The organism is Sphingomonas sp. 2378 (assembly GCF_038084995.1).
Lineage (GTDB): Bacteria > Pseudomonadota > Alphaproteobacteria > Sphingomonadales > Sphingomonadaceae > Sphingomonas.
This window is the reverse complement of sequence record NZ_JAXCMJ010000025.1, coordinates 25,250-46,782: the sequence shown is the minus strand read 5'-3', so window position 1 is coordinate 46,782 and position 21,533 is coordinate 25,250. Positions and strand designations below refer to the sequence as shown.

Annotated in this window: 22 protein-coding genes; 4 read left to right on the top strand and 18 right to left on the bottom strand. The window is 64.8% G+C overall.

Features of this window, described 5'->3' with window-relative positions; translation table 11 throughout:
* Positions 1 to 59 precede the first annotated feature (59 nt).
* From SM191_RS12840 to SM191_RS12810, 7 genes are all read right to left on the bottom strand, one after another.
* Positions 60 to 650 (bottom strand): NADPH-dependent FMN reductase, encoded by a 591-nt coding sequence (locus SM191_RS12840; protein ID WP_341506537.1) that lies wholly within the window; start codon positions 648 to 650, stop codon positions 60 to 62.
* A gap of 65 nt (positions 651 to 715) precedes the next feature.
* On the bottom strand, positions 716 to 2,299 hold the full coding sequence (locus SM191_RS12835) for a Na+/H+ antiporter (RefSeq protein WP_341506536.1): 1,584 nt from the start codon (positions 2,297 to 2,299) through the stop codon (positions 716 to 718).
* A 91-nt stretch (positions 2,300 to 2,390) separates the two neighbouring features.
* Positions 2,391 to 2,960, bottom strand: a complete 570-nt coding sequence (locus SM191_RS12830) for a 3'-5' exonuclease (protein WP_341506535.1) — start codon at positions 2,958 to 2,960, stop codon at positions 2,391 to 2,393.
* Positions 2,957 to 3,298 (bottom strand): hypothetical protein, encoded by a 342-nt coding sequence (locus tag SM191_RS12825; protein WP_341506534.1) that lies wholly within the window; start codon positions 3,296 to 3,298, stop codon positions 2,957 to 2,959. Before SM191_RS12825 ends, SM191_RS12830 begins: the two co-directional genes overlap by 4 nt.
* A complete protein-coding gene (locus SM191_RS12820; protein ID WP_341506533.1) occupies positions 3,295 to 4,068 on the bottom strand; it encodes an SDR family oxidoreductase in 774 nt (257 codons plus the stop codon). Before SM191_RS12820 ends, SM191_RS12825 begins: the two co-directional genes overlap by 4 nt.
* 172 nt (positions 4,069 to 4,240) lie before the next feature.
* Positions 4,241 to 6,331: a TonB-dependent siderophore receptor gene (locus SM191_RS12815; protein WP_341506532.1), complete on the bottom strand. Its 2,091-nt coding sequence runs from the start codon at positions 6,329 to 6,331 to the stop codon at positions 4,241 to 4,243.
* Positions 6,332 to 6,529: 198 nt separating this feature from the next.
* Positions 6,530 to 7,696 carry a nucleotide sugar dehydrogenase gene (locus SM191_RS12810; protein ID WP_341506531.1) on the bottom strand — a complete coding sequence of 389 codons (1,167 nt, stop codon included), beginning with the start codon at positions 7,694 to 7,696 and terminating at the stop codon, positions 6,530 to 6,532.
* Positions 7,697 to 8,293: 597 nt separating this feature from the next.
* Here SM191_RS12810 and SM191_RS12805 point away from each other — a divergent pair.
* Positions 8,294 to 9,481, top strand: a complete 1,188-nt coding sequence (locus SM191_RS12805) for a sugar transferase (protein ID WP_341506530.1) — start codon at positions 8,294 to 8,296, stop codon at positions 9,479 to 9,481.
* Between the two features lie 168 nt (positions 9,482 to 9,649).
* Here the strand turns inward: SM191_RS12805 and SM191_RS12800 are convergent, their stop codons facing one another.
* From SM191_RS12800 to SM191_RS12770, 7 genes are all read right to left on the bottom strand, one after another.
* Complete coding sequence (locus tag SM191_RS12800) at positions 9,650 to 10,594, bottom strand: glycosyltransferase family 2 protein (protein ID WP_341506529.1); 945 nt, start codon at positions 10,592 to 10,594, stop codon at positions 9,650 to 9,652.
* Positions 10,595 to 10,599: 5 nt separating this feature from the next.
* Positions 10,600 to 11,490, bottom strand: coding sequence for a glycosyltransferase family 2 protein (locus tag SM191_RS12795; RefSeq protein ID WP_341506528.1), 891 nt, complete (start codon positions 11,488 to 11,490; stop codon positions 10,600 to 10,602).
* Positions 11,491 to 11,590: 100 nt separating this feature from the next.
* Positions 11,591 to 12,076: an acyltransferase gene (locus SM191_RS12790; RefSeq protein ID WP_307000505.1), complete on the bottom strand. Its 486-nt coding sequence runs from the start codon at positions 12,074 to 12,076 to the stop codon at positions 11,591 to 11,593.
* A 2-nt stretch (positions 12,077 to 12,078) separates the two neighbouring features.
* A complete protein-coding gene (locus SM191_RS12785) occupies positions 12,079 to 13,245 on the bottom strand; it encodes a glycosyltransferase (protein WP_341506527.1) in 1,167 nt (388 codons plus the stop codon).
* Complete coding sequence (locus SM191_RS12780) at positions 13,242 to 14,309, bottom strand: endo-1,4-beta-xylanase (RefSeq protein ID WP_341506526.1); 1,068 nt, start codon at positions 14,307 to 14,309, stop codon at positions 13,242 to 13,244. The genes SM191_RS12785 and SM191_RS12780 overlap by 4 nt, the downstream gene beginning before the upstream one ends.
* A 20-nt stretch (positions 14,310 to 14,329) precedes the next feature.
* Entirely contained in the window at positions 14,330 to 14,815 is a 486-nt protein-coding gene (locus SM191_RS12775) for a glycosyltransferase (RefSeq protein WP_307000508.1), read from the bottom strand.
* Positions 14,812 to 15,207, bottom strand: a complete 396-nt coding sequence (locus SM191_RS12770) for a glucuronosyltransferase (RefSeq protein WP_341506525.1) — start codon at positions 15,205 to 15,207, stop codon at positions 14,812 to 14,814. The genes SM191_RS12775 and SM191_RS12770 overlap by 4 nt, the downstream gene beginning before the upstream one ends.
* Before the next feature lie 397 nt (positions 15,208 to 15,604).
* Here SM191_RS12770 and SM191_RS12765 point away from each other — a divergent pair, with 397 nt between their 5' ends.
* The 3 genes from SM191_RS12765 to SM191_RS12755 all read left to right on the top strand — a co-directional run bounded on the left by SM191_RS12765 (position 15,605) and on the right by SM191_RS12755 (position 18,887).
* Positions 15,605 to 17,731 (top strand): GumC family protein, encoded by a 2,127-nt coding sequence (locus tag SM191_RS12765; RefSeq protein WP_307000513.1) that lies wholly within the window; start codon positions 15,605 to 15,607, stop codon positions 17,729 to 17,731.
* 215 nt (positions 17,732 to 17,946) lie between these two features.
* Positions 17,947 to 18,369 carry a nucleoside-diphosphate kinase gene (gene ndk, locus SM191_RS12760; protein ID WP_042482585.1) on the top strand — a complete coding sequence of 141 codons (423 nt, stop codon included), beginning with the start codon at positions 17,947 to 17,949 and terminating at the stop codon, positions 18,367 to 18,369.
* Entirely contained in the window at positions 18,369 to 18,887 is a 519-nt protein-coding gene (locus tag SM191_RS12755) for a GNAT family N-acetyltransferase (protein WP_341506524.1), read from the top strand. The genes ndk and SM191_RS12755 overlap by 1 nt, the downstream gene beginning before the upstream one ends.
* Before the next feature lie 4 nt (positions 18,888 to 18,891).
* On the opposite strand, the gene SM191_RS12750 is transcribed toward SM191_RS12755, so the two are convergent.
* Genes SM191_RS12750 through purM form a run of 4 tightly spaced genes read right to left on the bottom strand, consistent with a single transcriptional unit; the run spans position 18,892 to position 21,488 of the window.
* On the bottom strand, positions 18,892 to 19,491 hold the full coding sequence (locus SM191_RS12750; protein ID WP_341506523.1) for a hypothetical protein: 600 nt from the start codon (positions 19,489 to 19,491) through the stop codon (positions 18,892 to 18,894).
* Positions 19,488 to 19,775 (bottom strand): MmcQ/YjbR family DNA-binding protein, encoded by a 288-nt coding sequence (locus SM191_RS12745; protein WP_341506522.1) that lies wholly within the window; start codon positions 19,773 to 19,775, stop codon positions 19,488 to 19,490. Before SM191_RS12745 ends, SM191_RS12750 begins: the two co-directional genes overlap by 4 nt.
* Positions 19,772 to 20,365: a phosphoribosylglycinamide formyltransferase gene (gene purN / locus SM191_RS12740; protein WP_445949855.1), complete on the bottom strand. Its 594-nt coding sequence runs from the start codon at positions 20,363 to 20,365 to the stop codon at positions 19,772 to 19,774. Before purN ends, SM191_RS12745 begins: the two co-directional genes overlap by 4 nt.
* A complete protein-coding gene (gene purM, locus SM191_RS12735) occupies positions 20,355 to 21,488 on the bottom strand; it encodes a phosphoribosylformylglycinamidine cyclo-ligase (protein ID WP_341506520.1) in 1,134 nt (377 codons plus the stop codon). Before purM ends, purN begins: the two co-directional genes overlap by 11 nt.
* Between the last annotated feature and the right edge of the window lie 45 nt (positions 21,489 to 21,533).

Here is a 21,533-nt window from a genome sequence, read left to right as displayed (position 1 = left end):
ATATTCCCCCTAACCATTTGAAATACGACTTAGCCTTTGTCCCGTTACCGTCCAACGCATCAATAGGGCGGGGACGTCCGGGCGCGTTGCTCGCGCGCGGCGGAGGCCCACCAGGCCAGATCGTCGGCGAAGCGCGGAAAGGCGCGGGTCAGCGCGGCCCCGCCGTCGCCGGTCGGCTTTCCTTCCGCATCCAGTGTTTGGCCGATCCCGCCGACGCTCAGCGTGCTGGAGACGACCACCATACCCATCTCCGACAGCGTTCCATGCCAGGCCACGCTGGCATGCGCCCCCGCCAGCCGCCCCGCCGAATAGCTGGCGATCGCGGCGGGGCGCCAGAACCATTCCTCCAGGAAATGGTCGGTCAGGTTCTTGAGGCCCGGCTGCTGTCCCCAATTATATTCGCCGGTTACGAAGACGAAGGCATCCGCGTCGCGGATCTTGCTCGCCAGCCGCTCCATGGCCTCCGGCGCTTCACCCTTCGGATATTCCTTGTACATGCGGTCCAGCATCGGAAGGCCGATCGCCTTGGCGTCGATCAACTCAGGCTCCGCACCGCGCTCGTTGAAGGAGCGGACAAGGAAATCCGCCAGACGGATACCTTGTCGATCCGAGCGGTAGGAGCCGTAGAGGATCAGAATGCGGTCGGCCATCGCTCACCTCCGGGTCGTGGAACGACAGGATCAACGCCAGTGCAGGTCGGACGATCCCGCGCGCCTCATCCCTTCGCCGCGATCGCCCCCAGTTCCTCCAGGTCGAGGTCATGTTCCAGGTCATGCAACGTCTCGTCATCGATCCGCCCGGCGCGGTGCAGACGGACCAGTTCGGCGCGCCCCGCCTGCACGGCGGCGATGATGACGTTGAAATGGCTTTCGATCGCGACGGTGCGCTCCTCCGCCGTCCCTTCGAAATTCTCGCCCGCCGTCGCGCGCGTGCGATATCGGCGGAGCAATTGCGGATGGATGACCTGTCCTTCGGCGTCATGCGCCTCGCGCTCCACCGCCGCCAACTGGGCCCGGAACATCGCATGTTCGGCGGCATGAAGATCGAGCGACGGGCGGGATGCCTCGTCCTCGGCCGGCTTCGCCCACCGGATCATCCAACCGAGCGACGTACCCTGGACCAGCACCGTGACCAGGATGGCCACGAAGGCGGTCATCAGCATCAGGTCGCGGGCGGGCATGGTTTCGGGCAGGGACAGGGCGACGGCGAGCGTCACCACGCCGCGCATCCCCGCCCAACTCATCACCAGCGCGGCACGAGGTCCGAGCGGGCGGGCACTTCTCCATCCCATCCGGCGCAGTGCCGCGACGATCGCGTCGATGCCGAAAATCCATAGGAACCGTGCCACGATGACCGCCGCCACGATCCACAGCACGGGCCCCGCCATCCGTTCGAGGAACGCCGCCGGATCGCCGACCCGCTCCAGCAAGCCGCGCAAGGACAGGCCGATCAGCGTGAACACCGCCGCTTCCAGCAGGAAAACCAGCACCTGCCAAAAGGCCAGCGCGCGGATGCGCACGCTCGCACTGAAGACGACATGCTGGTGCCAGCCACAGGTCAGCCCGGCGGTCACCACCGCGATCACGCCGGAGACGTGGAGCAACTCCCCAGCGATATAGGCGCTCCAGCATACCAGCAAAGTCGCTGCGATCATCAGCGTGTCGTCGCCCAGACGGCGGAGCAGCAGCACCCACAGCGTCCCGATCGCCGCGCCGACCGCGACGCCGCCGATGACCAGCAGGAAGAAACTACCGGTCGCCGTACCCAGGCTGAACGCCCCCGTCAGCACGGCGGCGACCGCGAAGCGGAACAGGACGAGCCCTGCGGCATCGTTCAACAGGCTTTCCCCCTCCAACAGGGTCGACAGCCTTCGCGGCAGCCGCACGCGCTGAAGCACGGCCCGCGCCGATACCGCGTCAGGGGGCGAGAGGATCGCACCCAATGCGACACAGGCCGCCCATGGCAGATCGGGCACGAGCAATCTGGCGACTACCGCGACGACTGCCGTCGTGAAGAAGACGGCTCCGACGGCCAGCGACAATATACCCGCCATATGGCGGCGAAACGCGGCGATGGCGGTGAACCACGCCCCGTCCATCAGTAGCGGCGGCAGAAACAAGACCAGCACCAGTTCGGGATCGATCGCGATGCTCGGCAGGCCCGGAACGAACGCGATGGCCCCGCCGCCCAGGATCAGTGCGGCAGCGGGCGGCAATGACAGGCGGTGCGCGAGATAGTGCAGACCGATCACCACGAGAAACATCGCGATGATCAACTCGAAACCTGCCGCTGCATGCATATCGCCGCTCCCCCGATCTGGCTTATCGGGGCAAAGCGGAAAAAGCCCGCCTAATCAATATGTATGCGCACCGACCCTGGAGGAAGTTCGACTACGGGCCCGTCCGACCGAAGGCCCAACCGCTTGCGATCCCCCGCGCGCGTTCCTCCAGCCTTTGCCAGACGGCACGCTCCTCCGCCGCATCGGCCAGCGCGCGATGTTCCGGCATGGCTTGCTTGGTGGCGGTCGCCCATGCGATCAGATCCGTCGTCACCGGCTCCAGCCGATCGGGCGGCACCGCGTCACGCAGGATGCGCGTCGCGCTCTCCCGCAAAGCGACATCGGTATCCTTCAGTCGCAGGGCGTGCCGGGGCAACCCGGCCGTGCGCAGTAACAGGCTGAGCCATTTTCCGTCCCAGGACGGTGCGCTGGCAAAGAGATCATGCTGGGAAAGCTGGTCCAGCATTCGGCGCGCGACCATGTCATGGGGCGCGCCGTCCTTGCTTAAGGTCGTCCGCGAAATGCCGTGGATACGCTCCGCCGCGTCATCCCAGTCATCCCAGGTCGGGCCAGGCGCGATCAGGTGGCTTTCCGACCGGCCATCCTCGAATATCCAGGCGACTTCGATCGGGTGGCTCTTGTCGGAAAGCGAGGATGCCTCGAAATCCAGAAAGACGTTCATCGGTCTTCCTCCAAGCTCGCATACCAGGGCGCGTAGCAGGTGTTCCGCGCCATCCGGCGATTCAGGTCCGGGCTGCCATCGTCCCACCAGACCGGCCCGCGTTCGCCCAGGCCCGTCTTCGCGGCCTGGACCCTGGAGCGCGCGATGCGAAGGGCCGCGTCGTCGCCCCCTTGCATCGCGCCACGCACCGCGCGCCGCGCATCCATGAGGTCGTCGACCAGCGCCTGCCGTTCTTCTGCCCCCAGATGGGGATTGCTCGTCCGCCACAACCGTCCCCGGACTACGATGTAACGGCCATCCGGTGTCGTCGGTGGCGCGCCATCGGCGGTCCGCGTCACCGGTTGCCGGCCTCCCGCTGCTGGGCGGCGCGTTCGGTAAGGGTCTTCAACGTCTCGTCGAAGCGTCCCTCGCGCTCGGCCTGGCGGAGGAACTGGACCTCATCGACCAGGATCTCGGATGGCGTTGGCGACCGGGCGAACTGCGCCGCCACGGCGTCGGCAAAGGCGTCGAGCGGCATATAGCCGGGCCGGTTGGCCTGCCCCGGCGTCAGGTCGGTCTGAACGCCCGGCGGGGCCAGTTCGATGATCTCGACCTTGCCCGCCAACTGGGTCCGCAGCGACACGGTGTAGGAATGGATGGCCGCCTTGGTCGCCGAATAGGTCGGTGCGGCAACGAGGGGCACATAGGCAAGCCCGGACGTGACGTTGACGATCGCGGCATCGGGAACGCCGATAAGATGGTCGATCAGCGCATTGGTCAGGCGGATGGGGCCCAGAATGTTGATCGCGAGGGTCGCCTCGGCATCGGACAGGTCGCGACGTCGCGTCAGGTCCTCGAACTTCATGATCCCGGCATTGTTGAACAGCACGTTCAGAGCGGGGAAATCTCTGACGATCTTCCGAGCGAACGCATCGACCGCTTCGGCATCCTCGACGTCCAAGACGGCGGTATGGATACGCTCACGCCCGGCGGCGGCGCGGTCCAGCGCGTCCTGACGCCGCCCGGCGATGATTACGGTATCGCCCCGATCGTGGAAGCGATGGGCCAGCGCCTCGCCTATGCCGCTGCCGCCGCCGGTCATCAGGATGGTGTTGCCGCTGGTCTTCATGCCGGATCGCTTTCAATTGCTGTGGTGCCGTGTGGGCCAAGGGGCGGCGGTTCACCGATCGCGATGGAGCAGCCCCCTGGCCGGGTCGATGGCCTGTCAACTCAAGCGGTGAAGGCACGTTCCGGTTGCGTGAATTTTCCGTCACGACATTCCAAGTTGCTGGCGCCGTTGTTCAAATCTCCAGCCTCAGCGACGCGCGAACGGTTCGGGGGGCACCCGGATAGATCCACAACCGGCTGTAGGAGCTGGCCGCATAGCGCGCGTCGAACAAATTGTCGGCCTCCAAACGGAACCGCAAGCTGTCGGTCACGGGCGCTTCGATGGCCGCCTTCGCCTTGGCATATTCGGGCAGGACCAGCGGCTGGGCGTCGAGCGATCCCGCCCGGTCGCCGACATAGGCGACACCGCCGCTCAACTGCCATTCCCGTCCGGCAAAGGGCAGGCGGTGGACGACGAGGACGGTACCCGAATGTTCGGGCACGCCGAGAACGGCGGGCGTGGCGAAGCTCTTGTCGTCGTTGCGCGCATCGACCCAGCTATAATTCGCGATGACCTGCCAGCGATTGCCCAGGCGCAGCGACGCATCCGCCTCGATCCCCCGGCTGTTCAACTGGCCCACGGGGGCGTTGAAGCCCGGATCGACGGGATCGGTCGTCAGGATATTGCTCTTGGAGATGTTGAACCAGGTCATTCCGACATCCAGTCCGGCCCAGCGTCCGGCGATGCCGACTTCATAGCCACGCGCTTCCTCGGGCTGGAAACCTTCCCCGGTCCGTCCGGTCCCTGAGTTGAGCAGGAAGGACTCGCCCCAATTGGCATGGACCGAAACATGGTCGTCCACGGCATAGCGGGCGCCCGCGCGGAACTTGACCGGCTGCTCGACGATCCGGCTCACGCCGCCGGTCTGGTTGTTGACGATCTTCTGCCGATAGGGATCGACCCGGGCACCGCCCACCAGGGTCAGCCGGTCGGTCACCGCCCACATGTCCTGGACATAGACCGTCCCCGCCCAACGGTTCTCATCATTGTTGGTGAAGGGCAGCAGCGGCGCGGCGGTGCCGCCGTAGCTCGATGCCGGGTCGTAGAGATCGACCGCATAGGGCGACGCGGCGGAGGGATTGCGTCGCATCCACCGCTCGCCATAGGTCATGCGATAGCCCTTGAGGCCCAGGCTGACCTGGTGCCGCCCGATCCGCCCGGCCAGCTCCATCCGGGCGGCCAGATCGTCGATCACGAAGTCGCGCGACCGCCGTTGCCGCCAGACCTGTGTGCCAACGATCCGCGACTGATCCGCCGAGAAGCCCTTGAGCGATCCGGTCCGCCAGACGATGCCGCCATTGAGCGTCCAGCCGTCACCCAGTTGCGCGAGGCCCGTCACCTGATGCCGCTCGTTGCGGAAGCGGGTGAGGCCGTTCGACGGCTCGCCATAATAGTTGGAGCGGGGCAGGGCGTTCGCATCGTTGCCGACGGCCGGAATACCCCGGTCGAAGGGCGTGTCGAACTGCATGAACTCGGCCAGATAGGTCAGCCGTACCGCCTCGCTGGGCCGCCAGGTGAGCGAGGGCGACACGACCCGGCGGCGCAGCGTGACCGTGTCGCGCCACCCGTCGCTATCCTCCGCCGCGACGACGATGCGGGCGGCCAGGCTGTCGGACAGCGGCCCGGTGGTGTCGATCTCCGCCCGCCGGGTATTGAACGAGCCATAGGTGATCGTAGCGCGCGCGGCGGGCGCGAAGCGCGGTACCTTGGACACGATGTTGACACGGCCACCCGGATCGATGTCGCCGAAGATCGCCCCCGCCGGGCCTTTCAGTACTTCGATCCGCTCGACGGTCGCCGGATCGCGCGGCGGCACCATGCCGCGATTGGCGATGAACCCGTCGACATAGAATTCCGCACCGCCGTCCGGTGTGCCCAGAAAGCCCCGGATCGCAAAATTGTCGAGCACGCCGCCGCGATTATTCTGCTGGCTGAACCCGCTGACGAGTTCGAGCGCGTCGTTCAGCCGATAGGTTCCGGCGGCCTGCAACACATCCTGCTCCAGCGAACGGCTCGATTGCGACATGCGCTCGGTCGCCGGATCGGATGACAGGGTGCGGTCGATCGTGCTCCGTGTTCCGAGCACCACGATATCGCTGCGCGTCTCGGTCTCCTCGCGCGCCTCCCCCTCCTTCTGTTCCGCCAGCGCGGGGGTCGCACACCATGCCATTGCCAAGCCCAATGCGGAGATACGAAGACGCGAACTGGCCAGTGCAGTGAACATGGATGCTCCAGATAGGGAAGTGTCGACTACCCCTTGATGAAAGGGTATGTTGCAACGTCTCATAATCAGCGAGCGTGGCAAATCAACTGCTCAATTTGGAGGCAGCACGGTGGGGCTTGCCGGTCGAGCCATAAGATAATGGCCCGGTTTTCCTGCGAAAACCGAGCCATTGCCATGTGTCGCCTGAAGCGAGCGCCGTCAGTCGGAGCCGAAGATATCGCGTGTGAACAGCTTTTCGGGGACATCGGCCAGTTCGGGCGCGTTGCGGTTGGCGATGATGACATCGGACTCCGCCTTGAACGCGTCGAGATCGCGGATCACGCGCGATCCGAAGAACTGGTCTTCCTCCAGCGCGGGCTCGTAGACGATCACTTCGATGCCCTTGGCCTTGACCCGCTTCATGATCCCCTGGATCGAGGACTGGCGGAAATTGTCCGATCCCGCCTTCATGGTCAGGCGATAGACGCCCATCTTGCGCGGTGCGCGGGCGATGATCTGATCCGCCAGGAAATCCTTGCGGGTGCGGTTCGCGTCCACGATCGCGCGGATCAGGTTCTGCGGCACTTCCGAATAATTGGCGAGGAGCTGCTTGGTATCCTTGGGAAGGCAATAGCCACCATAGCCGAAGCTCGGATTGTTGTAATGCGTGCCGACGCGGGGGTCGAGGCCGACGCCCTCGATGATCTGGCGCGTGTCCATGCCGCCCGCGATCGCATAGCTGTCGAGTTCGTTGAAGAAGGCGACGCGCATGGCGAGATAGGTGTTGGCGAACAGCTTGATCGCCTCGGCCTCGCGTGCGTCGGTGAACAGGACGGGGGCGTCCTTCTTCTCGGCACCCTGGACAAGCAGTTCGGCGAAGATGCGTGCCCGCTCAGACCGTTCGCCGACGATCACGCGCGACGGATGGAGATTGTCGTACAGCGCCCGGCCTTCGCGCAGGAATTCCGGGCTGAAGATCACCTGCGTCGTGTTCAGGCGCGCGCGGACGTCGTCGACGAAGCCGACCGGGATGGTCGACTTGACGATGACGGTCGCGTCGGGCGCATGCTCCTTCGCCAGCTGGATCACCGCCTCGACCGAGCCGGTGTTGAACTTGTTCGTCTCGACGTCATAGTTGGTCGGCGTCGCCACGATGACATAGTCCGCAGCCGCCAGCGCTTCACCCGCATCGGTGGTCGCCGACAGGTTCAGCGTGCGGTTGGTCAGGAACTCCTCCAACTCGGCGTCGATGATCGGGGAGACGCGCGCGTTGACCTGCGCCACACGCTCTTCCGATATGTCGACCGCAACGACCTGATTATGCTGCGCCAAAAGAACGGCATTGGACATGCCGACATAGCCGAGGCCGAAAACAGCGATCTTCATTCGTCAAACCCCATATCCTTGGGTGGAGCCCGTTCAGGTCCGGTACGTCACTGCGACTAGCCGTCCCGGTCGATCGACCACAACCCCATTCATGACGCGAAAGACAGGCAATTTGCCCAAGCGCGGGACTTTTATTGTTAAGCACTTAACCCTTGTCCCACGCTCCAGGAAATTAATTGATGCTGCAGTGCGATGCAATCTTGACTTTTCCGAACGTGCGAGGGTCCACCCCGGTTTAGCGATGGTGGACGCCTGATTAACGGCACGTTGCCAAAAATTCAGGCTTTTCGACCTATTCCATGGTGAGACGCTGCTGCGGCGCAAAATATCTAGTCCCGCAGCGGCCTTGGGGCTACATTCTGCCTCATTCAAAGAAATCAGGGCAGGTCGGCTATCATGGATATGGGAAGATTCCATAGCAAGGCGCCGATGCAGAGGGTAAGGCGCTTGAGTATTCCAGCTTCGATATTGCGCTTTCGCGCGCTGATTACCCTTATCCTGATAGATTTGATCTGTGTCGCGGCAGGTTTTGCTGGAGCCGCCTATTTCCGTTTCGTCCTTCTGGGTCACACCCGCTGGGTGCTTGCGATTGTGACATTGTTGTCAGTTTACTTCCTGACGTCCTTCTCGATCCGCGCCTACGACCAGGAAAACCTGACCAATCCGCGCCATGCTGCAGCGCAAGGTGCCAAGGCGCTGCTGCTCTCGGTCTGCGCAGTCATCCTGGTGGCCTTCGTTTTTCAGGCCAGCGAGGATTTTCCCCGCGTCGTCATAGCCTTGGGCGCGCTGATCGGGACCCTGCTGATCGCCTCCGCCCGCTATGCCTTCGTCCGAAATATGGCACAGCTTATCGGCGGGAACCCCTTTACCGTCATGCTGCTTCACGACGGCCGTTCACCGATTCCGCAGGGAGAGTTTTCGCAGGTCATCGAGACCGGCGATCGTTTCGACCCCAATCTGCACGACCCGATCATGTATGACCGCCTCGCCCGGTTGGTCGCCAGTGCCGATCGCGTCGTGGTGGCATGTGCGCCCGATACGCGGATCGCCTGGGCGAATGCGTTGAAGGGGACGGGTGTCCAGAGCGAGATCTTCGTACCCGAACTCAGCCAGCTCGCACCGCTCGGCATCTCTTCCTGTGCCGCGACGCCGACCATGATCGTGGCGGTCGGGCCGCTCGGTCTTTTCGATCGCTTTCTGAAGCGTCTGTTCGATATCGCGGTGTCGGCACTGGCACTGTTCCTGCTCGCGCCGGTGCTGGGGATCATTGCCCTGCTCGTTCGCCTGGACAGTCCGGGGCCGATCCTGTTCCGACAGGTTCGCATCGGATGGGGGAACGAGATGTTCCACATCCTCAAGTTCCGCAGCATGTATGTCGAGGGCAGCGATGGGGCGGGGCATCGCTCCGCCTCGCGCGATGACGACCGCATCACGCGCGTCGGGCGGTTCATCCGCATGACAAGCATGGACGAGCTTCCCCAGATCATCAACGTGCTGAAGGGCGATATGAGCATCGTCGGCCCGCGCCCCCATGCGCTGGGTTCACGCGCGGCCGAGAAGCTGTTCTGGGAAGTCGATGGCCGCTATTGGCAGCGCCACTCGGTCAAGCCGGGCCTGACCGGTCTGGCGCAGGTGCGGGGGTATCGCGGCGCCACCCTGATCGAGGACGATTTGCGCAACCGCCTTCAGGCCGATCTCGAATATCTGGAGCATTGGTCGATCTGGCGCGACATACGGATCGTGCTTCAGACGTTCCAGGTTCTGCTCCACCGCAACGCCTATTGAGGATGCGGCGGGGACGCAGGGCCTCGCTTGGCCCCTTGGTTCTGGCCGAATAGCGCGATCGACGTGGCCGATTTGGAACGGACTTGCGGCTGTTCTCCCGTCCATCGGACCAATGAGGTAAATCGCATTCCTGCCTAATAGGGTCCCGAATGGGGAAGAGGGCCCTACTTATCCCTTCAGCTTCGACGGCGCATATTCCTGATAGGAATGGCCCAATATGCCCATGGTCAGCCCGGCCCCCCGCAGCAGGTGGACCATCGCCCGTCCGCCCCAATAGGGCGAAACCAGCATCGCGGGCGACATCGCCGCGCCCAGGCCCATGCGAACCACGCCACGGGCCAGTTGCTTGGCCTTCTCAACACGCGACCCCTCGATCCGGGTCGCGACGGCGAAGGTGTTACCCAGCCGATACTGGCGCTGCCGCTGCCACTTCATGGTCAGCCGGTTGACCGGGAACATGTCGTAGACGAGCGCCTGATCCGACCAGTGGATCCGGATGCCCCGTCGCCAGGCCTGGTTGAAGAACAGATAGTCGCTGCCGCCGGTGAAGCGCATCCGCGCATCGAAGCGCAGATCGAGTTCGCGAAACCGCGCCAGATCGAACATGACGTTGTTCGATGCAGCGAAGTTCAGTCTCTCGCCCTCGGCATAGCGTTTGCGGTCATAAAGACGGCTGCGACGCAGCCAGTCGTCCACCGGCCCCTCGAAAACAGGTTCGATCGGTCCATAGACGCAATTGGCGCCGGTCGCCTCGCGGGTCCGCAGCATCGAATCGAGCCAGCCATCGACCGGCCATTCATCATCGTCCAGGAAGCAGAAAAGCTCCGTCCCCTCAGGCGCGCTGTCCATCGCGCGATTACGGGCGATGGGGATGCCCTGCTGCGGCTCGACGACATAATGAAGATCATATTCGGGGTGACCGGCATGGGCCATCACCGCGTCCCGGCTGCTGCCCGACGCGTCGTTATCGACGACCACGATGCTGAGCCGCCAGGGTCGCGCGGGGTCGCAATGCTGGTTCCTCATGATGCGAAGCAGCTTGTCGATCCCCTCCGGTCGCCGAAAGGTCAGGACGCCCAAAGTGATGTGGATCGGGGCGCGGTCGGCGGACATGGCGCTCACCGGCCCAGGAGCGACCGGGCCGCGCCGGTGATGCGCTTGCGGATGACCTGCGTCGTCAGATTCTGCCGGGTCCAGCCCATGCCGCGTGCCTCGCGTGCGACGCGATCGATCTCGGCCAGCGTGTCGGTAATGCCCAGATGCGCATCGGCTATGCCGCCGGTGACCAGGCTCTTGCCCATCCGGCCCAATCCGTCGAACCGACGCGCCAGATGCAAGCCGGTCGCCATCATGATCTGCGGCTTCAGCGACTTGGCGCGATCAGTGTTGGTGTAGCGATTATTCTCGTGCAGCCGCTGGAAGGTCAGCGGGGTCTCGACCAGCACGCCTGGTGCCAGATAGGCCGCCGCGAACTTCAGGTAATTGTCGCTCAGCACGACGTCGTCGGCCAGCGGCATCGGCAAGATCTGCGACAGGATCGACCGATGGAAGGTCAGGCCGGACGTCGGAACGGGCAGGGTCGGGAAGCCACCCGCGCGCATCGTCTCGCGCTTGTCGATCGGCGTGATCGCGATCTCGTCGGGAACCGCCCCGCCTTCGTCATTGGTCACGCGGTCGAAACACCAGCCGACCTGTCGCTGGGCATAGATGTCGGCGATGCGCGCCAGTTTGCCGGGAAGAAAGAAATCGTCCGCGTCGAGCATCATCAGCACGTCGCCGGTCGAGGCCGCAAAGCCCGCATTGAAGCTGGAAGCCTGTCCGCCATTGGGCTTGAGCACCGGCGTCACCGCATCGCCGTAACTGGCGATCACCGAACGGGACTCGTCGGTCGATCCGTCATCGACCACGATGATTTCCGCGCCCAGGTCATTTTGCGACAACACGCTGTCGATGCAGGCGCGCAAATATCGGGCATAATTGTAATTGTTGATGAGGACCGACAGCTTCATTGCACTTCCCCGTTTGCCCTCAAAAACATGTCGCTATGCAGCATTAGCATAAGCGGGCGCATGTCCGCGATGACGAACCATTGCTGTCCCATAAGAAATTTCATTCCGGCTGATCCGCCGTCACCGCCTCGTCGGCACCGATCCGGCCATAACGGGCGACGATGCGCAGGTTGCTGCGAATGACGCGCGCGGGATTGCCGGCAACCAGAGAATTGGGGGGAACGTCCTTCGTCACCACCGATCCCGAGCCGATGACGCATTCGTCTCCGATCCGAATCCCCGGCAGGATGATGCTGCGCGCGCCGATGAAGCAGCGACGCCCGATCCAGGTGTCCAGATACAGGCCGCGCGTCAGATCATGCGTCAGGATCGCCGCGTCGAACGCGACATAGCTCTCCTCGCCGATATGCAGCCCTTTCGGGTTCGTCCGGTCGAACTTGGCCGACAGCGAGAATTGCGCGGTGGGGTGGATGTCCATCCCCCAGAACCGCACATACCAGAAGCGCTTGGCTTCCACAAAGATGTTGCGCAGCTTCTTGAGGCGGTTGAGGCCCCATTGCGGCTTGGCTCCGCTGGTGCGTGCCACGATCAGTTCCTCCGATAATCCGCGAGGACGCGGTCGTAATAGTCTTCGAGCAGGCAGGTCTGCGCATGCAGGTCGAAACGCTCCGCCACCCATTCCGGGGCCCGCCGATGGAAAGCACGCCAGCGGTCGTCGTCCGACAACAGGCCACCGACGGCGTCGGCCATTGCGGCAACGTCCCGCTCTTCCGCCAGCAGTCCGGTACGCCCTTCCTCGACCGCCTCGCCGACGCCGCCTGAACGGAAGGCCACTACCGGGGTGCCCACCGCCTGCGCCTCCAGATTGGCGATCCCGAATGCCTCGGCATGGCCGTTGTCCAGCGTCACGCTGCCGTGCAGATAGAGTTGGGCCTGGCCCAGTTCGGCCCGGATCGCGTCCTGGCTGAGGCGGGCATGATGGGTCACGCGGGGCAGGTTGGCGCGGGCATAGTCCAGCGTCGCCGCCGCTTCGGGGCCGTCGCCGATCATCACATAATCGACCGGAACGCCCCGAGCCGCGACGCGGGCCAGCGCATCGATCATGTAACGATAGCCCTTATACTCGACGAAGCGCGCGATCGACACGACGCGGCCCGGGATGCGGGGGCTGGGATCGGGACGGAACAGGCCGCGATCGACGCCGATATAATGGCGATGGATGGACTCCGCCGGGAAGCCCAGGTCGAGCAACCGGTCGCGGATGAAGTCCGAAACCGCGATATGATAGCCGCCGCCGCGCGCCATCTGCGCGCGCCCCTTGGCGAAGAAGCGGACCTGGTTGAACCCGCCCGGCTTTTTCGGATCGCCGCGATAGGTCGCGTCGAAACCGTGGAAGGTCGTCACCAACGGCTTGTCCATCGCTCGGGCGAGCGGGGAGAGGACATAGCCATTCTTGCCGAAATGCGCATGGATCAGATCGGCACGGGCCAGCGGGGGAAACAGGGCAGGCGCCGCGATCCGTGGGATCTTCAACAAAAGCGACCCCGCCGTCATCAGCGGCGAATCTGCGATGGAATGAACGGGCAGGTCGGTTCCCGCACCATGGCCGTCACCCATGCGCTGGCCGACCAGAAATTCGGGCGAATAGCGTTCATAGCCGCGCGCCTGCGCCAGCACGAAAGCCTGACTGGGTGGAAGAAAGCGCTCGACGAAGATCGCGACACGCTTGCCGTCACGGCTCGGCGCGGCGCTCATCGGCCGGGCCCCGCCTGACGCAAAGCGCCCGCCAGCGCATCGAGCGCGGGCAGGGGCACCATATTCTCGTCATAGAGCAGCGCGCGGGCGCGACAGCCATGGCCCTGCGCCGCCTCGGCCTTGCTGAACTTCTCGCGAAGACCCCAGGTCGTCACCCCGCGCAACGTGCCCGAGGCCGATACGGTACGGACGAGGTCGGCGAAGGTCCGGCCATAGACGTCGGGATCGGGATCGCGCAGACGATGCGCGAACTTGCACGACCCGTCCATCTCCGTGATGTAGGTGCCCAGACCCAGCCGCTTGGTCTCACGCAGGAAGGCGCTCAGCGCGGGAGCGTCGAGGCGGTCGAAACCGGGACGGAAATGGGCCTGAAGGCCGATGGCATGGACCGGGACATTGGCGGCGCGCAATTCCCGCAACATGTCGAGCATCATCGCCCGCCGCGCATCGTAATTGGCGCCCGCCTTTTCGAGATGGGTTTCGTTGATGACGAGCGTCGCCTTCGGATCGGCCCGGTGCGCGCGCTCGAACGCCTCGCGCACATGGTCCTTGCCGAGCAGGCGATAGAAGACCGACGGTCGCCACTGGGCGGAGTCATATTCCATCACTTCGTTGACCACGTCCCAGGCATAGACCTGACCGCGAAAATGGCCGACCGTCTCGTCAATATGACGGTTCATCGCGTCGCGAAGCTCGGCGGGATCGGTGATCGCGTCGACCCAACGGGGCACGCGGTACCAGACCAACGTATGGCCATAGAGGCCCGCACCGATCTCCTTGGCGAAGGCGGCGATCTTGTCCGCATCGTTGAACTGGACATGGCCCGGCTGCTTTTCGGTGCCCACCCATTTCAAGGCATTGCGCGGGGTCAGCGACGAGCAATGGCGGTGAAACAATTCGCGCATGGCGGGGTCGCGCAAATCCTCGATATCGATCGCCGCGCCGAACCGGATCCCGCGCGTGAGATTGCGCAGGCTGAGGTCGTCGGCCGCCGCGCTCGGCCTCCCCATCGTCAGCGCCGTCGCGCCGCCACCCAGGAGCAATCCACGCCGGGTCAAGGCCATGTCCTTGGCACCCTTCGCCATTACCGCGCCCCGGCGCTGCGGATGATCGAATCGAGATGCTGCATCAATCGCTGGCGCCCGGGCGGGACCACGTCGCCACCCGGGGGCGGCGCGAGATCGCTGGCAAGAAGCGTGTGAAGCTCCTCTGCGGTCCGCGCGACATAGAGGCCGGGCCGCCCCTCCAACTGCGACACGGTCGCCATCTGGTGATCGTTGCGATGTTCGCCATGCGCGGCGAGGCGCGGGAAGAGAATGGCGGGGCGACCGACCCGCTGACAGGTCAGGATCGTGCCGATACCGGCATGGGCGACCACGACCCGCGCGCGCCCGAAATAGGCGTCGACATCCAGCGGGCGGATGCGCGGACTCCATTCGATATTGCGGGGGACATAGGTCGACTTGCCGGTCTGGGCGAAGATCGGTTCGTCCAGGGTCGGGGCGATGGCGTCGATCGCCTCGATCAGCCGGTCGAAGGGCAGTTGCGTGCCGACGGTGACGAAGATCACAATACGGCCCCCGCGTGATGCGGCCCGTTCGGCTTGGCGAGATGGGACCATTGGGTCAGCCATTCGGTCGCGACGAAACGCGCCAATGTCCCACTTTTGGACAGTTGCTCGACATTCGCGACGCTGTCGATCCACACGGTTCGCGCGCCGATCAGACGTCCGGCGAGAAGACAGAAGAAACCAGGGGCCGCGCCGGTGGAGATGATGACGGCGGGACGTAGCGAGAATACGGTGCCGAACGACCGGATGAGGCACTTGAGGCTTTGAAGGGGTTCGTTGCGGTTGCAGTCGGGCAGGACGATCCCGTCGGTGATGCCCGCTTTTTCGAGCAGGTCCGGCTCGGTCGTCGCGAAGCGGGTCGCATGGGTGTCGAGCATGCTGCGGAGCAGCATCATCTGCTCCCAATGGCCGCCCTGCGATGCGACCGCGAGAACCCGAGGGCCTGATCGGCCGTCTGCGGATTTGCCGTTCAAAGCCATCTCGCAACCTCCCATTGCAAAGGGCGATCCTGTTCGCCCGACACCCCGCGACATGCGGCGTGTCTTTGAGGCGGTAGCCTATATCAGGTGCTTCGTAACCCGCAAAAGCCAACATTTATGGGACAGTTGCGGTGCAGCAAAATTTGCCCGAAGACGGTGCCGGCTGTACGGGCGCGCCTGTCCTATGACGGATCGGTGGCGTTCCGGGGGACGATGCGCATTACCTTGCGTCAAGGTCGGAGACACCGGTACACAGCCGGATGACCAACCACGGCGCAGGATATCAAATGGTCGGGACGGAGATACGAGTATGAACCCGCTGGTGCCTGTCGAACAGGATTCGGCCAAGATCATCGATATCGGCGCGGTCATGAATGCGGTCCGTCGGCGTATCATTCCCATCGCGATCACGATGGCGATCGTCCTGGTGCTCACCGCGATCAGCTACAAGATGGCCACCCCGCGCTACAGCGCCGAAGGGCAGGTGGGTATCGAGCGGACCAACGAGGAAATCGTCAACGCGCAGCAGGATCAGCGCCAGCAGCCGCTGACAACAGACTCGTCTTCGGTCGACACCGAAGTCGCGCAGATCCTGTCACCCGAAACGCTGGGGCGCGTCGTCGACCGGCTCGGCCTTGCAAAGAACCCGAACTTCGTCGGCACCGATCCGCTCGATCCGACGACCGCACGGAACAACGCGATCGGTGCGCTGACCGGGCAATTGTCGGCGAAGCGTGCGGGCACCTCCTATGCGATCGACGTCAGCTTTTCGTCGACCGATCCCGTTCTGGCGGCAAAGATCGTCAACACGGTCATGGACGAGTATCTGAACCGTCAGCAGATCCAGAAGCGTGACGAGCGGAACAAGGAAATCGCCCTGCTCAGCTCGCGCATCGCCAGCGCGCGCGGCGAATTGCAGGGTGCCGAAACCGAGGTCGCCCGTTTCCGTGCCGCGACCAACCTGGTCGATATCCAGAACCAGAGCACCAATGCGCAGCAGTCGATCGCAGTGCTGAACCAGCAGCTGGCCGACGCGCAGGCGCAACAGGCGGTGGCGGAAGCGCGCAACACCGCCCGCAGCGCGAGCAGCGCAGGCGCGGGGTCCGCCGTGACGTCGCCCGTGTTGCAGCAGCTCCGTACCGAAGAGGCGGCCTTAAGCGCGCAGCAGGCGTCGCTGTCCGAGCGTTATGGCGACCGCCATCCGCAGGTCATCGAAATCAACGAAAAGCTGCGCGAAACGCGTCGCCAGATCACCAGCGAAACCGCGCGGGTCCGCCAGAGCCTCGCCGCCGAAGCGGATGTAGCGCGTCGCCGGACCTCCTCGATCGTCTCGTCGCTGGGTGCGCAGAAGGGGCAGCTGCTGGAGGGCAATGCCGCCTCGGTCCGTCTTGGCGAATTGGAACGCAAGGCGACGACGCTGAAGGGCCTCTACGAGGCGCTGCTCGAACGTTATCAGCAGGCGGTCGCCCGCCAGGGCACCGAGCGTAGCGCGGCGTATATCATTGCCCGTGCCTTCGTTCCGCAAAAGCCGGACAGCCCCAAGAAGATCGTCTATGGCGGTGGTGGCCTGCTCGCCGCGATGCTCGCGGGGGCGCTGGTCCTTGCCGGGCTCGAAATGGCGGAAAATGGCTTCACCACGCGCCGCCAGGTGGAGCGGGCGCTCGGCCTGCCGGTATTGGCGTCGATCCCCGACCTGAGGACGCTCGACCGCAACCGGATCAAGTCGCCGACCCCGGCGACGATCAGCCATCATCTGGTGGAGCATCCGGGCAGCGTCTTCTCCGAGGCCTATCGCTCGATCCGTACGGCATTGAAGGTCGGGCGCGAGGAGCAGTCGGTGAAGGTCGTCGCAATATCCTCGGCCCTGCCGGGGGAAGGCAAGACCTCGACCTCTTTCTCGCTGGCGCGTTCCTCGGCGCTGGCGGGGATCACGACGGTGCTGGTCGATTGCGATCTGCGTCGCCAGGCAACCAGCCGCCAGATGGAAGGTGCGATTCAGTACGGGCTCGCCGACCTGCTGCGTGGCGAGGCGACGCTGGATCAGGTGCTGGTCCGCGACAGCGCCAGCGGAGCCTTCCTGTTGCCGCAGCGTCCGACCACCGGCGACACCGGCTATGACTTGATCGCGTCCAGTGCGATGCAGAACCTGGTCGAATTGCTCCGTGAGCGTTTCGATCTGGTGATCCTCGACACCGCGCCGTTGCTGGCGATCGCGGACTCCCGCGCGATCGCCTCGATGGCGGATGTCGCGCTGCTGGCGGTCCGGTGGCGCAAGACGCCCGCTCCCGCGGTTCGACTGGCGCTGGACCATCTGTCGATGGCGGATGCGCGCATCGGCGGTATCCTCATGACCATGGTCGATTTGAAGGCGCAGCGTCGCGCGGGTGCCGGTGACGAGCTCCGTTATTACGATCGTTATTCCAGCTATTATAACTGATCCCTGGGACCAGCCGGATCGGTAGCGATCCGATCTGTAGAGCCGCCAGTGCCTTCGTGGTGCTGGCGGCTTTTCGCTATCCGGCACCGCCGGTTCGGGCAGCCCCAGCCCTGTCCGGGACGCCCGTTGCCGCATAAGGCGTTGCAATGCGCGCATACCCCGATTAGGGCGACGCCACTTCCAGCCAACCCCCTATCAGGAGCTGCGTGACCATCATGGCCGCGAACCGTACCTTTTCGATCATCAAGCCCGATGCGACCCGTCGCAACCTGACCGGCGCCGTCACCAAGATGCTGGAGGAAGCCGGCCTGCGCGTCGTCGCTTCGAAGCGCATCCAGATGACCCGCGAGCAGGCCGAGGGCTTCTACGCGGTCCACAAGGAGCGTCCCTTCTTCAACGATCTGGTCGAGTTCATGATCTCGGGCCCGGTCGTCGTGCAGGTGCTGGAGGGCGAGAACGCCATGCAGCGCAACCGCGACATCATGGGCGCGACCAACCCCGCCAATGCCGAGCCCGGCACGATCCGCAAGGAACTGGCCGAGTCGATCGAGGCCAACACCGTCCATGGTTCGGACTCGGATGAGAATGCGGCGATCGAGATCGCCTATTTCTTCAAGCCGGAAGAGATCGTCGGCTGATGGAATGGCGGCTGCGACGGGCGAGGGCGGGCGATGCGCACGCTTTGTCGCTCGTCGCAGCCGCGACGTTCCTGGAAACCTTTGTCGGGATCATCGCCGGTCCCGACATGGTCCGCCACTGTTCGACGAACAGCTCGCCGACCAAGTTCGACCGATGGATCGCCGATCCGCAATGCTTGGCGACGCTGGCCGAACATCGCGATGGCGCGGCGCCCGTCGGCTATACGCTGCTGACCCAGCCCGACCTTCCTGTCGAGACTTACGAACGCGATATCGAATTGCGCCGCATCTATACGCTGCTGCCCGCGCGCGGCACCGGTCTGGGCCATGCCCTGATGGCTCGGGCGATCGATGACGCACGGGCCCTGGGAGGCAAGCGGATGCTATTGGGCGTGCTGGGCATCAACCATGTCGCGCGCGCCTTTTACGAGCGGGAAGGCTTCGAACTGGCGGGCATGCGCCACTTTCAGGTCGGCGACACGGCTTTTGACGACGTGATCTACGCCCGCGCCATCTGATCGTTCAGGGTCGGGCACTGGACCATGCCGCCGCCAGCTTGGCGGGTGTGCCCACCCGGTCCCGCAGCCGCAATCCCTCCAGGCGTAGCGTGCGACCGCGTAGCAGGCGTCCTTCGGTCCGCCAGATAATGTCATAGAGACCCGTCGCCGTCCGTGCGGTATCGCCGTCCCAGTAACGTGCGGTGATGAGCACCGGCAAACGCCCCTCGCGTTCGTCCGACCCGCCATCGGTCAGCGCCAGCAGCGGCGCCGCTATCGGTGCCGCCTCGATGGCGGGGGCGGAGAGGGGCGTCTGACGCTCGATCCCGGAGCCCTTGGGAAATTCGATGGTCAGGTCCGACAGGTCATGGCGGGGATCGCGAAGCGCGATACGGCGTCCGCCCTGTTCGACATCGGCCAGCAGATCGAGCCGACCACGCTCATGTCGCTGCGCACTGGCGGTGGCGGCCTTGTCCGCCGCGTCGCTCCGCCGTTGCGACCAGTTGAGATAGAGGGTCAGCGCGGCGACCATCAGCCCCGCCACCGCCACGAACTCCGCCAGCGTCAACAGTCGCCGCCGCGACCGCGCGCCGGGCGACGATGCGTCCCCGGCCTTGTCGCTCATCGTCCGCCCGCTTCCAGCAGAGCGGTCGGCGCGACCAATTCCCAACTCCGCGCGATCCGATCCTCGACCAGCGTCCAGTCGACATCGCCGCTCAACGGAATATCCGCCCAGCAGGGCTCGTTGCTGGGATCGGCGGTGCAGACGTGCAGCGTGGCCGCTTCGGTCGACACACGAACGAACGCCTCTCCCTCAACCAGGAAGCATGCTTCGCCATCCTTTGCTTCCTCGGTCGTACCGGGCAACAGCATGGCGATGTCACGGATGCGGGACAGGTGATCGGTCATCGGCGCACAAACTCCGTCAGGACGCGAGGATAGAGACGATGCTCCTCGACCAACACGCGCGCCGCCAAGGCATCGGCGTCGTCGCCGGGCAGGATCGGCACTTCCGCCTGTCCCAGCACATCGCCATCGTCCAGTTCCTCGGTCACGATATGCACCGAGCACCCCGCCTTGTCGTCGCCCGCCGCGATCGCGCGAGCATGGGTGTCCAGCCCCTTGTACAGCGGCAATAACGACGGATGGATGTTGATGATCCGTCCGCGCCACTTCGCGACGAAATCGCCCGACAAGAGCCGCATATAACCGGCCAGTGCGATCACCTCCACGCCCGCCTCACGAAGCGCGGCGTCGATCGCGGCCTCATAAGCGGGCCTGCCGATTCCCTTGGGCGACAGGGCGAAGGTCGCGATGCCCTGCTCGGCGGCCCAGGCGAGCCCCGCCGCCTCGGGCTTGTCGGACGCGACGAGCGCCACGGTATAGGCCGCACCCTCCGCCTGCGAGGCAACGACGAGCGACTGCATATTGGAGCCGCGTCCCGAAATCAGGATGCCGACCCTCACAGGCAAGTCAGGCACCGGCTTGTCAGGCCGCATGGGTCGCCGTCCAGTCGGCCTTGGCGCTCCAGGTGCCCGCCGAGCCCTTGACGGTGCAGCCGCGTTCGCCCGCCTCGACCCGGCCGATCGTCACGACCGTCTCGCCCGCCGCGCGAAGCGTTTCGGCCAGCGCCTCGGCCTGGTCGGCAGCCACGATCACCGCCATGCCGATCCCGCAATTGAAGGTGCGGGCCATTTCCTCGGGCTCGATCCCGCCCTGGGCCTGGAGGAAGGCCATCAGGCGGGGCTGTTCCCAGCCATCGGCATCGACCACTGCGTGAGCCCCCGCGGGCAGGACGCGCGGGATGTTTTCGAGCAGCCCGCCGCCGGTGATATGGGCCAGCCCCTTGATCGTCCCCGCCTTGAGCGAGGGGAGCAGCGAGCGGACATAGATGCGAGTCGGGGCCATCAGCGCCTCGATCAGCAGCCGCTCCTGATCGAACAGGGCGGGGCGATCGAGCTTCCACCCCTTGTCCGCCGCCAGCCGCCGGACGAGCGAGAAGCCGTTGGAATGGACGCCCGACGAAGCCAGGCCCAGGATCACGTCGCCGTCCGCAATGCTCGCCCCGGTCAGCACCTGGGTCCGCTCCACCGCACCGACACAGAAGCCGGCCAGATCGTAATCGCCCGGCGCATACATGCCGGGCATCTCGGCGGTTTCGCCTCCGATCAGTGCACAGCCCGCAATGCGGCAGCCCTCGGCGATCGAAGCGATGACTCGCTCGGGAACATCGCCCTCCAGCTTGGCGGTCGCGTAATAATCGAGGAAGAACAGGGGCTCCGCGCCCTGGACCACCAGGTCGTTGGCGCACATGGCCACCAGGTCGATGCCGACGCCGTCGTGGCGATCATGCTCGATGGCGAGCTTCAGCTTGGTGCCCACGCCGTCATTCGCCGCGACCAGTAGGGGATCGGTGAAACCCGCCGCCTTGAGGTCGAAGAAACCGCCGAATCCTCCCAGGTCCGCATCGGCCCCGGGCCGCCGCGTCGCCTTGGCCAGCGGGCCGATCGCGCGGACCAGCGCATTGCCCGCGGCGATCGAAACCCCCGCATCGGCATAGGTGTAGGACGTGCCGGAAGCGGCGGGCGACGGGGTGGCGGACGGCGTGCTGTTGTCGGTCATGTTTGCCCGTTAGCTATATCGCGCTTGGATTTCCACGCCTGCTTC

What these genes read in the sequence shown, in the direction of transcription:
- SM191_RS12840 (WP_341506537.1), bottom strand. Translation starts at nt 650, where the DNA reads ATGGCCGACCGCATTCTGATCCTCTACGGCTCCTACCGCTCGGATCGA.
- SM191_RS12835 (WP_341506536.1), bottom strand. Translation starts at nt 2,299, where the DNA reads ATGCATGCAGCGGCAGGTTTCGAGTTGATCATCGCGATGTTTCTCGTG.
- SM191_RS12830 (WP_341506535.1), bottom strand. Translation starts at nt 2,960, where the DNA reads ATGAACGTCTTTCTGGATTTCGAGGCATCCTCGCTTTCCGACAAGAGC.
- SM191_RS12820 (WP_341506533.1), bottom strand. Translation starts at nt 4,068, where the DNA reads ATGAAGACCAGCGGCAACACCATCCTGATGACCGGCGGCGGCAGCGGC.
- SM191_RS12815 (WP_341506532.1), bottom strand. Translation starts at nt 6,331, where the DNA reads ATGTTCACTGCACTGGCCAGTTCGCGTCTTCGTATCTCCGCATTGGGC.
- SM191_RS12810 (WP_341506531.1), bottom strand. Translation starts at nt 7,696, where the DNA reads ATGAAGATCGCTGTTTTCGGCCTCGGCTATGTCGGCATGTCCAATGCC.
- SM191_RS12800 (WP_341506529.1), bottom strand. Translation starts at nt 10,594, where the DNA reads ATGTCCGCCGACCGCGCCCCGATCCACATCACTTTGGGCGTCCTGACC.
- SM191_RS12795 (WP_341506528.1), bottom strand. Translation starts at nt 11,490, where the DNA reads ATGAAGCTGTCGGTCCTCATCAACAATTACAATTATGCCCGATATTTG.
- SM191_RS12785 (WP_341506527.1), bottom strand. Translation starts at nt 13,245, where the DNA reads ATGAGCGCCGCGCCGAGCCGTGACGGCAAGCGTGTCGCGATCTTCGTC.
- SM191_RS12780 (WP_341506526.1), bottom strand. Translation starts at nt 14,309, where the DNA reads ATGGCCTTGACCCGGCGTGGATTGCTCCTGGGTGGCGGCGCGACGGCG.
- SM191_RS12770 (WP_341506525.1), bottom strand. Translation starts at nt 15,207, where the DNA reads ATGCTGCTCCGCAGCATGCTCGACACCCATGCGACCCGCTTCGCGACG.
- SM191_RS12765 (WP_307000513.1), top strand. Translation starts at nt 15,605, where the DNA reads ATGAACCCGCTGGTGCCTGTCGAACAGGATTCGGCCAAGATCATCGAT.
- ndk (WP_042482585.1), top strand. Translation starts at nt 17,947, where the DNA reads ATGGCCGCGAACCGTACCTTTTCGATCATCAAGCCCGATGCGACCCGT.
- SM191_RS12755 (WP_341506524.1), top strand. Translation starts at nt 18,369, where the DNA reads ATGGAATGGCGGCTGCGACGGGCGAGGGCGGGCGATGCGCACGCTTTG.
- SM191_RS12750 (WP_341506523.1), bottom strand. Translation starts at nt 19,491, where the DNA reads ATGAGCGACAAGGCCGGGGACGCATCGTCGCCCGGCGCGCGGTCGCGG.
- SM191_RS12745 (WP_341506522.1), bottom strand. Translation starts at nt 19,775, where the DNA reads ATGACCGATCACCTGTCCCGCATCCGTGACATCGCCATGCTGTTGCCC.
- purN (WP_445949855.1), bottom strand. Translation starts at nt 20,365, where the DNA reads ATGCGGCCTGACAAGCCGGTGCCTGACTTGCCTGTGAGGGTCGGCATC.
- purM (WP_341506520.1), bottom strand. Translation starts at nt 21,488, where the DNA reads ATGACCGACAACAGCACGCCGTCCGCCACCCCGTCGCCCGCCGCTTCC.